The organism is Pseudoalteromonas rubra, assembly GCF_004212645.1.
GTDB classification, from domain to species: Bacteria; Pseudomonadota; Gammaproteobacteria; order Enterobacterales; family Alteromonadaceae; genus Pseudoalteromonas; species Pseudoalteromonas rubra_G.
This window is the reverse complement of record NZ_PPUZ01000012.1, coordinates 1-11,923: the sequence shown is the minus strand read 5'-3', so window position 1 is coordinate 11,923 and position 11,923 is coordinate 1. Positions and strand designations below refer to the sequence as shown.

Annotated in this window: 9 protein-coding genes; 8 read left to right on the top strand and 1 reads right to left on the bottom strand. The window is 47.8% G+C overall.

The genetic code is table 11. The annotated features are described in order from the left end of the window. Positions 1–93: 93 nt before the first annotated feature. Complete coding sequence (locus C3B51_RS04830; protein ID WP_046003811.1) at positions 94–1,380, bottom strand: citrate synthase; 1,287 nt, start codon at positions 1,378–1,380, stop codon at positions 94–96. A 411-nt stretch (positions 1,381–1,791) separates the two neighbouring features. Here C3B51_RS04830 and sdhC point away from each other — a divergent pair, with 411 nt between their 5' ends. From sdhC to sucD, 8 genes are all read left to right on the top strand, one after another. Beyond that, positions 1,792–2,169: a succinate dehydrogenase, cytochrome b556 subunit gene (sdhC, locus tag C3B51_RS04825; protein WP_082225568.1), complete on the top strand. Its 378-nt coding sequence runs from the start codon at positions 1,792–1,794 to the stop codon at positions 2,167–2,169. Further along, on the top strand, positions 2,160–2,507 hold the full coding sequence (gene sdhD / locus C3B51_RS04820; protein ID WP_046003812.1) for a succinate dehydrogenase, hydrophobic membrane anchor protein: 348 nt from the start codon (positions 2,160–2,162) through the stop codon (positions 2,505–2,507). Before sdhC ends, sdhD begins: the two co-directional genes overlap by 10 nt. Beyond that, on the top strand, positions 2,508–4,280 hold the full coding sequence (gene sdhA, locus C3B51_RS04815) for a succinate dehydrogenase flavoprotein subunit (RefSeq protein WP_010381483.1): 1,773 nt from the start codon (positions 2,508–2,510) through the stop codon (positions 4,278–4,280). Between the two features lie 10 nt (positions 4,281–4,290). Beyond that, complete coding sequence (locus C3B51_RS04810) at positions 4,291–5,010, top strand: succinate dehydrogenase iron-sulfur subunit (RefSeq protein WP_046003813.1); 720 nt, start codon at positions 4,291–4,293, stop codon at positions 5,008–5,010. An 83-nt stretch (positions 5,011–5,093) separates the two neighbouring features. Continuing rightward, positions 5,094–7,907, top strand: coding sequence for a 2-oxoglutarate dehydrogenase E1 component (sucA, locus tag C3B51_RS04805; protein WP_125718973.1), 2,814 nt, complete (start codon positions 5,094–5,096; stop codon positions 7,905–7,907). Between the two features lie 10 nt (positions 7,908–7,917). Beyond that, on the top strand, positions 7,918–9,402 hold the full coding sequence (gene odhB / locus C3B51_RS04800; RefSeq protein WP_054016891.1) for a 2-oxoglutarate dehydrogenase complex dihydrolipoyllysine-residue succinyltransferase: 1,485 nt from the start codon (positions 7,918–7,920) through the stop codon (positions 9,400–9,402). A gap of 186 nt (positions 9,403–9,588) precedes the next feature. After that, the gene (sucC, locus tag C3B51_RS04795; protein ID WP_046003816.1) at positions 9,589–10,755 is read left to right on the top strand and encodes an ADP-forming succinate--CoA ligase subunit beta; all 1,167 of its coding nucleotides are present in this window, start codon (positions 9,589–9,591) and stop codon (positions 10,753–10,755) included. Continuing rightward, entirely contained in the window at positions 10,755–11,627 is an 873-nt protein-coding gene (gene sucD / locus C3B51_RS04790; protein ID WP_010381473.1) for a succinate--CoA ligase subunit alpha, read from the top strand. The genes sucC and sucD overlap by 1 nt, the downstream gene beginning before the upstream one ends. Positions 11,628–11,923 lie beyond the last annotated feature (296 nt).

Below are 11,923 nucleotides of genomic sequence, written 5' to 3'. Positions count from 1 at the left end.
CGGATTTATATTGGCTTGCAAGTCTGCCCGAAGACCTGGCACAAAAAAGGGCTGCCAATGGCAACCCTTTTCAAAGCGTCAGTTAAGCGATGCTTATCTGTCACCCTCTTTTTTATAGTCACGTGCCGTGTAGCCAGTATACAACTGACGTGGACGACCAATCTTATGACCAGGCTGAGACAGCATTTCGTTCCAGTGTGAGATCCAGCCAACAGTACGAGACATAGCGAAGATCACAGTGAACATGCTGGTCGGAATACCAATCGCTTTCAGGATGATACCTGAGTAGAAATCAACATTCGGGTACAGTTTCTTCTCAACGAAGTACGGGTCTTCCAGTGCGATCTGCTCAAGTTTCATTGCAACGTCAAGCAATGGATCCTGAATGTTCAGCTCTTTCAGCACTTCGTGACAAGTTTGACGCATTACGGTCGCACGCGGGTCGAAGTTTTTGTATACGCGGTGACCAAAGCCCATCAGACGGAACGGGTCGTTCTTGTCTTTTGCTTTTGCAACGTATTCGTCGATACGGTCAACAGTACCAATTTCTTCCAGCATGTTCAGACATGCTTCGTTTGCACCGCCGTGCGCAGGACCCCACAGTGACGCGATACCCGCTGCGATACACGCATAAGGGTTAGCGCCTGAAGAACCAGCAAGACGTACCGTTGAAGTAGACGCGTTTTGCTCGTGGTCTGCGTGAAGCATGAAGATACGGTCCATTGCTTTGGCCAGTACAGGGTTAACCTTGTACTCTTCAGCTGGGACTGAGAACATCATGTGCAGGAAGTTTTCTGCGTAGCTCAGGTCGTTACGTGGGTAAACGAACGGCTGACCTGTGTTGTACTTATACGCCATCGCAGCAATGGTAGGCAGTTTAGCAACCAGTTTGATTGCACAACGCATACGCTGATCAGCATCTGAGATGTCCAGGTCGTCGTGATAGAACGAAGACAATGCACCAACCACACCACATAGCATCGCCATTGGGTGAGAATCAACACGGAAACCCTGGAAGAAAGACGCAATTTTTTCATGCAGCATAGTGTTGTGCGTGATGTTCTTTGCAAATTCTTCAAGTTGCGCATCGTCTGGTAATTCACCGTTAAGCAGCAGGTAGCACAGCTCAATGTAGTTAGATTGCTCTGCTAATTGCTCGATTGGGTAACCACGGTGTAGTAGTACACCCTTTGCACCATCGATATAAGTAATAGATGATTCGCAAGAGCCAGTCGACATAAAACCAGGGTCGTATGTGAAGAAGCCGTGAGCGCCAAGTGTGCGGACGTCGACTACGTCCTGGCCAGCAGTGCCAGAGTAGATCGGGAGTTCGATCGGATCATGACCATCGATATGGACTGTGGCTTTCTTATCTGCCATCTATTTATCTCCTATGAAATAACAATATTCTGATTGTTATGTTGTGATACTAATGTTAAGCAAATTCAGATCATTCTAACTTAAAATAGGGGTGGAAAGTCAATTTTTCTGAGAATTATGCAGAAATGTATGATAAATATTCTACGCCGTTTAAATATTATACCATCGGCTAATTCGCAAGCGTCTCAATCTAAACAAGAATTGTAAAAGGCCGCTTGGCCTTATATACTATCTACGGTTTTATACCGTGTCGTCTGTGGGTAAACCTATTTTTACATTGGCATTTTCACAAAGTGAACCGCTCAGTGTTTAAACAGGTATATCTAGAGTGTGCCATTTGTGCAACCAGCGCAAGTGGTTTTATAAAAACAAGTAGATGAGCTCCTTTGTGAGCAAGATGGGCAAGTAACTGTGAAAAAGCAAAGACCTGTAAATCTAGATCTTACGACTATATCTATGCCACCTACGGCAAAAGCGTCGATTTTGCACCGTATCACCGGTGTTGCGTTATTCTTCGCATTGACCTTTGTCATTTGGGCGTGGTCTGAGTCTCTTTCTTCTCCTGAAGGGTTTGAATTTGTTAAAGAGCTAATGACTGGCTTTATTGCAAAATTCATTGCGTGGGGCACCCTGACTGTATTGTCTTACCACATCATTGGTGGCGTACGTCACATGATCCAAGACATGGGTCACTGGGAAGAATTAGAATCGGGCAACACCAGTGCAAAAATCGCATTGGCGCTGTGGGTAATCGTAGCCATCCTGGCAGGAGTGTGGATATGGTCTTAAATCAAGCAACTCTGAAGCGCGACGGTGTGCAAGACTATGTGTCATTGCGCGCGACTGCACTAATCATCCTGGCTTATTCGGTATTTATCGTTGGCTATTTTCTGCTAACGCCCGAAATCAGCTATGAAGCCTGGACAGGTTTGTTTTCAAACCTGGCCGTTAAAGCGGCAACTTTCATCACACTGGTATGCATCATGGTCCACACTCGCATTGGTTTGTGGCAGGTTCTAACGGACTACGTTAAGTGTTCAACGATGCGTTCTGTGCTGGGCTTTGTACTTAATCTGATGGCACTGGCGTATGTTGCTGTTGGCCTGTTTGTATTGTGGGGTGTTTAAGTGAAATATAATGTTCGTGAATTTGACGCTGTTGTAGTTGGCGCCGGTGGTGCTGGCATGCGTGCAGCGCTTGCGATTTCTGAGTCAGGCAAAACTTGTGCATTGATCTCTAAAGTATTCCCGACACGTTCTCATACGGTATCTGCACAAGGTGGTATCACAGTTGCACTGGGTAACTCCCACGAAGACAACTGGGAATGGCACATGTACGACACGGTTAAGGGTTCTGATTACATTGGTGACCAAGATGCCATCGAGTACATGACCAAAACCGGTCCTGAGGCAATCACTGAACTTGAAAACATGGGTCTGCCTTTCTCTCGTTTTGAGAACGGCCGTGTTTATCAGCGTCCTTTCGGTGGTCAGTCTAAGAATTTTGGTGGTGAGCAGGCTGCACGTACGGCAGCAGCGGCAGACCGTACAGGTCACGCATTGCTACACTGCTTGTACCAGCAAAACGTTAAGAACAAAACTAACGTTTTCTCTGAGTGGTACGCACTTGATTTGGTTAAAAACGACAAAGGCGACGTAGTCGGTGTTACTGCAATCGACATCGAAAGCGGCGAAGTTGTTTACTTCAAGTCTAAAGCGGTTGTTTTGGCAACCGGTGGTGCAGGTCGTATCTACGCATCAACCACTAACGCACACATCAACACTGGTGACGGTGTTGGTATGGCGGTTCGTGCTGGCATCTCTATGCAGGACATGGAAATGTGGCAGTTCCACCCAACCGGTATCGCGGGTGCGGGTACGCTGGTAACGGAAGGTTGTCGTGGTGAAGGTGGTTACCTTCTGAATAAAGACGGCGAGCGTTTCATGGAACGTTATGCGCCTAACGCGAAAGACCTTGCGGGTCGTGACGTTGTTGCGCGTGCAATGATGACCGAAATCCGTGAAGGCCGTGGTTGTGAAGGCCCTTGGGGTACTCACATTAAGCTTAAACTTGACCACCTTGGTGAAGAAATGCTTAACCTGCGTCTGCCTGGCGTATGTGACCTGTCTAAGACATTCGCACACGTTGATCCAGCTAAAGAGCCAATTCCGGTTATCCCAACCTGTCACTACATGATGGGTGGTGTACCGACCAACGTAAATGGTCAGGTACTGAACGTGAATGAAAACGGCGAAGAGCGTATCATTGAAGGTCTGTTCGCGGTTGGTGAAATTGCGTGTGTATCTGTACACGGTGCAAACCGTTTGGGTGGTAACTCACTGCTTGACCTGGTTGTATTCGGTCGTGCGGCTGGTAACTTCCTGGGTACTTACCTGCAAGGCTTCGAGTCTACAGGTGATGCATCTTCTGACGACGTTGAGCAGGCATTTGCACGCTTCAACCGTTGGGAGTCTTCTGAGAAAGGCAAAGGCGAAGATCCAGTTCAGATCAAGAAAGACCTACAAGAATGTATGCAGCTTAACTTCTCGGTATTCCGTGAAGGTGACGCGATGGCTGATGGTCTTAAAGAACTTAAAGAGATCCGTGAGCGTCTTAAGTTTGCGCGTCTTGACGACAAGTCAACTGAGTTCAACACCCAGCGTATCGAGTGCTTAGAGCTTGATAACCTGATGGAAACAGCTTACTCAACAGCCGTTGCAGCTAACTTCCGTACTGAAAGCCGTGGTGCACACTCGCGCTTTGACTTCCCTGAGCGTGACGATGAGAACTGGCTATGCCACTCTTTGCATCACCCAGAGTCAGACACGATGACTAAGCGTGAAGTAAACTTTGCGCCTAAGACTCGTGAAGCATTCCCACCGAAAGCACGTACATACTAGGAGCTAAGCGATGGCAACTTTAGAATTATCTGTTTATCGTTACAACCCTGACGTAGATTCTGCACCTCGTATGCAAGATTACAAGCTTGAGGTTGAAGAAGGTCGCGACATGATGGTGCTAGATGCACTGTTAATGTTGAAAGAACAAGATCCAACATTGTCTTTCCGCCGTTCATGCCGTGAAGGTGTGTGTGGTTCAGACGGTGTAAACATGAATGGTAAGAACGGTCTGGCTTGTATCACCCCTTTATCTGCATTGCAGAAAGGTGGCAAAGGTAAGATCATCGTTCGTCCATTACCGGGTCTGCCAGTGATCCGTGACCTGGTTATCGACATGAGCCAGTTCTACACTCAGTACGAGAAGGTAAAACCTTACCTGATCAACGACAAGCCAACCGGCGGTGAAGAGCGTCTTCAAAGCATTGAAGAGCGTGACAAGCTGGATGGTCTGTACGAGTGTATTCTGTGTGCATGTTGTTCAACGTCATGTCCGTCGTTCTGGTGGAACCCAGATAAATTTATCGGTCCTGCGGGCCTTCTTCACGCGTATCGCTTCCTGGCTGACAGCCGTGATACTGCGACAGAAGAGCGTCTGGCTGACCTTGATGACGCGTTCAGCGTCTTCCGCTGTCACAGTATCATGAACTGTGTAAGCGTTTGTCCGAAAGGCTTGAATCCTACTAAGGCGATCGGACACATTAAATCTATGTTGTTAAATCGTTCGGTTTAATACATATTTAAATCTACAGATGGCATGCTCAGCATGCCATCTTGTTTTCGTTTAAGTTTCTGCGCTAGAAAAAGGGCTAATAAATGCACGAAGGTGTGATGAAGGCATGGCTGGAATCTTCGCACTTATACGGCGGCAACGTTGCATATGTGGAAGATTTATATGAGGCGTATCTTGATGATGCGGCTTCAGTGCCAGAAGAATGGCGAGAAGTGTTTGATCAACTGCCAAAGGTAGAAGGCGTTGACGTTGATGTTAAGCATTCGGAGATTAAGTCTCAGTTTGCTGACCTTGCTAAAAACAAACACAGAGAAGTAATCGTTTCTGCAGAAGGTGCGGCAGATGCAAAACAGGTTCGTGTTTTGCAGCTTATTAATGCATTCAGATTCAGAGGTCACCAAAACGCAAACTTAGATCCATTGGGTCTATGGCAGCGTGATCGAGTTCGCGAACTCGACCTGGCCTATCATGATTTAGACAATGCCGACCTGGAAAAAGAATATAACGTTGGCTCTTTTGCTTCAGGCCAAGAGACAATGAAGTTAAAAGACTTATACAACGCGCTGAAAACCACTTATTGTGGTTCTGTTGGTGCCGAGTATATGCACATTACTTCAACAGAAGAAAAACGTTGGTTACAGCAACGCATCGAATCTACCTTCGCTCAGCCTAAATTCAACAAAGAAACTAAGCTTCGCATCCTAAAAGGCCTAACCGCTGCTGATGGTCTGGAAAAATACTTAGGTGCTAAATTCCCAGGCGCAAAACGTTTCTCACTGGAAGGCGGTGATGCACTGGTGCCAATGCTAAAAGAGCTGGTACATCGTGCCGGTGAAAGTGGCCAGGAAGAAGTGGTCATTGGTATGGCACACCGTGGTCGTCTGAACGTATTGGTCAACGTACTGGGTAAAAACCCACAAGTACTGTTTGACGAGTTTGCGGGCAAGTACGGCGAATCTGCAGGCTCTGGTGACGTAAAATATCACATGGGTTACTCGTCTGACTTCGCAACGCAGGGCGGCAACGTTCACATGGCGCTGGCGTTTAACCCGTCACACCTTGAGATCGTAAACCCGGTTGTTATGGGTTCGGTACGTGCACGTCTTGACCGTCTCAACTGTAAGAGCGGTTCTAAAGCACTCCCTATCACTATTCACGGTGACTCAGCCATCGCCGGCCAGGGCGTAGTACAAGAGACATTTAACATGTCTCAGACGCGCGCTTATGGTGTTGGTGGTTCAATCCGCATCGTGGTAAACAACCAGGTTGGTTTCACGACGTCAAACCAGGAAGACACGCGTTCAACTGAGTACTGTACTGACATCGCTAAGATGGTTCAGGCGCCAATTTTCCACGTTAACGCGGATGACCCGGAAGCGGTTGCGTTCGTGACGCAAGTTGCCCTTGATTTCCGTAACAAGTTTAAGCGCGATGTAGTGATCGACTTGGTTTGTTACCGTCGTCATGGCCACAACGAAGCCGATGAGCCGAATGCAACTCAGCCTCTGATGTATCAGAAGATCAAAAAGCACCCAGTTCCACGTCAGATTTATGCTGATAAACTGGTATCTGAAGGTGTGTTGAGCGCTGATGAAGCGAAGACACTGGCAGACGACTACCGTAACGGTCTGGACAAAGGTCAGATCGTGGTTGAAGAAATTCAACCTGAGACCAAGCACTCATCAGACTGGTCTAAATATGTAGGCCATGACTGGGATACCCCTTACGAGGCAAGTGTTCCGGTTGAGAAGCTTAAAGAGTTGAGCGAAAAAATCTCGACTTACCCGGCTGATCACAAAGCACAGTCGCGCGTTAAGAAAATTTACGACGATCGTAAGACCATGGCCAGTGGCGAGAAGCTACTTGACTGGGGTATGGCAGAAACGCTTGCCTACGCAACCTTGGTTGATCAGGGCACAGACATTCGTCTGACCGGTCAGGATTCAGGCCGTGGTACTTTCTTCCACCGCCATGCGGTTGTTCACAACCAAGTCGATGCATCAACTTACCTGCCGCTGCAAAACGTGCGTGACGGTCAGGGTCTGTTTGAAGTGTATGACTCAGTATTGTCAGAAGAAGCCGTATTGGCGTTTGAATATGGTTACGCAACGGCAGAGCCAACCTCACTGGTACTGTGGGAAGCCCAATTCGGTGACTTCGCGAACGGTGCTCAGGTGGTATTCGACCAATTCCTGAGCTCAGGTGAGCAAAAGTGGGGCCGCCTGTGTGGTCTGACTTTATTACTGCCACACGGCTACGAAGGTCAGGGCCCAGAGCACAGCTCGGCGCGTCTTGAGCGTTACCTGCAACTGTGTGCAGACCACAACATGCAAGTGTGTGTACCAAGTACGCCAGCTCAGGTTTATGCTATGTTACGTCGTCAGTCAGTACGTCCTCTGCGTCGTCCACTGATTGTAATGACACCTAAATCTTTACTTCGTCATCCTCTGGCTGTCTCTAGCCTGGAAGAGTTGTCCGAAGGTGTTTTCCACAACATGATCGACGAGATTGATGACATCAATCCTGAAAACGTCGAGCGCGTTGTGTTCTGTAGCGGTAAAGTGTACTACGAATTGCTACAGGAGCGTCGCAAGCAAGAGCTGAATAACGTCGCTATCGTTCGTGTGGAGCAGCTATATCCGTTCCCGCACAAAGAGATGGACGAAATCATGGCTCGCTACCAGCACGTTAAAGACTTCGTATGGTGTCAGGAAGAGCCTCAAAACCAAGGTGCCTGGTACTGTTCACAACACCATTTCTGGGAAGCCATCCCAAGTGGTGCGAAGTTGACTTACGCCGGTCGTAAAGCTGCAGCAGCGCCTGCATGTGGCTATATGTCGACCCATACAAAAGAACAAAATGCGTTGATTGCTGACGCTTTAACTATTAAGAAATAAGGAATTAGAGATGACGACCGAAATTAAGGTTCCTGTTCTTCCTGAATCTGTTGCCGATGCAACAGTGGCCACATGGCACGTAAGCGTTGGTGACAAAGTAAGCCGTGACCAAAACCTGGTAGATATCGAAACTGACAAAGTAGTGTTAGAAGTCGTTGCACCTGAAGACGGTGTTATTGTCGCTATCTCTGAAGAAGAGGGCGCAACGGTTCTTGGTGAGCAAGTTATCGCACAGCTGGGCGCGTCAGATGCCGCTCCAGCGCAATCAAATGAACAAACAGCAGCGCCAGCAGCGGCGCCAGCAGCAGAAGGTAAAGAAGTGGACATTAAAGTACCTGTACTTCCTGAATCAGTAGCAGACGCTACAGTTGCAACTTGGCATGTACAACCGGGTGAAGCGGTAAGCCGTGACCAAAACCTGGTAGACATCGAAACAGACAAAGTTGTGCTTGAAGTTGTTGCACCTGAAGACGGTGTAATGGGCGAGCAACTGCACGCAGAAGGTGAAACCGTTCTGGGTGAGCAAGTAATTGGTAAACTGGTTGCCGGTGGCGCTCCAGCAGCGGCGCCAGCTGCACAGGCAGAAGCGGCGCCTGCAAGCGATGACAATGCAGATGTACTAACGCCATCTGTACGTCGCTTGATTGCAGAAAAAGGTCTTGATGCTTCACAAATCAAAGGCACTGGCAAAGGCGGTCGCATCACTAAAGAAGATGTTGATGCATTCCTGAAAGCACCTGCGGCAAAACCTGCAGCGGCGCCAGCGGCAGCTGCTCCAGCGGCACCAATGGGCGACCGTACTCAGAAGCGCGTTCCAATGACTCGTCTGCGTAAGACAATCGCGAACCGTCTGCTAGAAGCGAAGAACTCAACAGCGATGCTGACGACCTTCAACGAAGTAAACATGAAGCCTATCATGGACCTTCGTAAGCAGTACAAAGACGTATTCGAAGAGCGTCACGGCATCCGTCTTGGTTTCATGTCTTTCTACGTGAAAGCGGTTACAGAAGCGCTGAAGCGTTTCCCTGAAGTAAACGCGTCTATCGACGGCGATGACATCGTTTACCACAACTACTTCGACATCAGCATCGCAGTATCTACACCTCGTGGTCTGGTAACGCCTGTACTACGCGACTGTGACAAGCTGTCTGTTGCTGAAATCGAAAAAGGTATCCGCGAGCTGGCACTGAAAGGCCGTGACGGTAAGCTGACTGTTGACGACATGACTGGTGGTAACTTCACTATCACTAACGGTGGTGTATTTGGTTCACTACTGTCTACGCCTATCATCAACTTGCCGCAGTCTTCAATCCTGGGTATGCACAAAATCCAGGACCGTCCAATGGCAGTGAATGGCAAGGTTGAGATCCTGCCTATGATGTATCTGGCACTATCTTACGATCACCGTCAAATCGATGGTAAAGAATCGGTTGGCTTCCTGGTTACAATTAAGGAACTTCTGGAAGATCCAACGCGTCTGCTTCTGGACGTATAATCATCTAGATTAAAGATTAAGCTGTATGTGAGCATAATGTCCGCATACAGCTTTTTTTTTGCGCCATTAGTCTTACTGGGGTTTTCATACAAGGCCTTGAGATCTATACTATGGGCGCAATTTGGGATAGCTGATTATTTGCATAAATATTCAGCTTTTTTAGTATAAAAAATTGGATAAAGCATCATGAATTTGCATGAGTATCAGGCAAAACAACTTTTTGCCGAATATGGTTTACCTGTATCAGATGGTTACGCTTGTGACACGCCTCAAGAGGCAGTTGAAGCTGCTGGTAAAATCGGTGGTGACAAGTGGGTTGTAAAATGTCAAGTACACGCTGGCGGCCGTGGTAAAGCGGGCGGTGTAAAACTGGCAGACAGCAAAGACGAGATCCGCGCATTTGCTGAAAACTGGTTAGGCAAAAACCTGGTAACCTACCAAACTGACGAGAAAGGTCAGCCAGTTGCTAAAATCTTAGTAGAAAGCTGCACTGATATTGCAAATGAGCTATACCTGGGTGCTGTTGTTGACCGTGCTTCACGTAAAATCGTGTTCATGGCATCAACTGAAGGTGGTGTTGAGATCGAAGAAGTTGCTCACAACACACCAGAACTAATTCACAAAGCTGAGATCGATCCACTAGTCGGTCCTCAGGCTTACCAAGGTCGTGAGCTTGCGTTCAAACTAAACCTGAACCCAACTCAAGTTAAACAGTTCACTAAGATCTTCATGGGTCTTGCTGACATGTTCATCAACCACGACTTTGCACTACTAGAGATCAACCCTCTGGTAATCACTGACGAAGGCAACCTGCACTGTCTTGACGGCAAGATCGGTGTAGACGGCAACGCATTGTTCCGTCAGCCTAAGATCCGTGAATTCCACGATCCTTCACAAGAAGATGCACGTGAAGCTCACGCAGCAAGCTTCGAGCTGAACTACGTAGCGCTAGACGGTAACGTAGGTTGTATGGTTAACGGTGCTGGCCTAGCAATGGGTACAATGGACATCGTAAACCTGCACGGCGGTAAGCCAGCTAACTTCCTTGACGTAGGTGGCGGCGCGACTAAAGAGCGTGTATCTGAAGCGTTCAAGATCATCCTGTCTGATGACAACGTTAAAGCTGTACTAGTTAACATCTTCGGCGGCATCGTTCGTTGTGACATGATCGCAGAAGGTATCATCGGTGCGGTTAAAGAAGTTGGCGTAAACGTACCAGTAGTTGTACGTCTTGAAGGTACTAATGCTGAAGCGGGTCGTGAAGTACTAGCTAACTCTGGCCTTGACATCATTGCAGCTGAGTCTCTAACTGACGCTGCTGAGAAAGTAGTTGCTGCTGCGGAGGGCAAATAATGTCTGTACTAATTAACAAAGATACTAAAGTAATCTGTCAGGGTTTCACTGGTGGCCAGGGTACTTTCCACTCTGAACAAGCTATCCAGTACGGTACGCAAATGGTTGGTGGTGTTTCTCCTGGTAAAGGCGGCACAACTCACCTGGGTCTGCCAGTATTCAACACTGTACGCGAAGCGGTAGAGTCTACTGGTGCAACTGCATCTGTAATCTACGTACCAGCTGCATTCTGTAAAGACGCTATCCTTGAAGCGATCGACGCAGGTATCGAGCTTATCGTATGTATCACTGAAGGCATCCCTACACTTGATATGGTTGATGTTAAAGTGAAGCTGGAAGAAACTGGCGTTCGCATGATTGGTCCTAACTGTCCTGGTGTTATCACTCCGGGCGAGTGTAAGATCGGTATCATGCCTGGTCACATCCACCTTCCAGGTAAAGTAGGCATCGTATCTCGTTCAGGTACTTTGACTTACGAAGCAGTTAAGCAAACTACTGACGCTGGCTTCGGTCAGTCTACTTGTGTAGGTATCGGTGGTGACCCAATCCCAGGCACTAACTTCATCGACGTACTGGAAATGTTCCAGAACGATCCTAAGACTGAAGCAATCGTAATGATTGGTGAGATCGGTGGTACAGCTGAAGAAGAAGCGGCAGAGTACATCAAGCACAACGTGACTAAACCAGTTGTTTCTTACATTGCAGGTGTTACAGCGCCTCCAGGTAAGCGTATGGGTCACGCTGGTGCAATCATCGCAGGCGGTAAAGGTACAGCTGACGAGAAGTTCGCTGCACTTGAAGCTGCTGGCGTTAAGACCGTTCGTTCACTAGCTGAGATCGGTTCTGCACTAAAAGAAAAAGCAGGCTGGTAATCCCTTACCTGCTTGTAAAAAAGGCGCCTCAGGGCGCCTTTTTTGATCCTGTTCTCAAATCCTCAGAGCCGTTGGTTCTAGGAAAAAGCCTTTGCAAATGTGCTTTGTTTTATTGCTTAACATGTGCAAGCTGTATTCAATTAATGTACACTTCCTGCGCTTGGTACAAGCAAACTGGCGAGCTACTTCAGCATACATTGAGTCGTCCTCTTTCATATAATACCAATTTCACTTAATACCTGTTCAATTTGACGGAGCAAATATGACGCTAACTATGTTAAAAATTTCTCATTTAG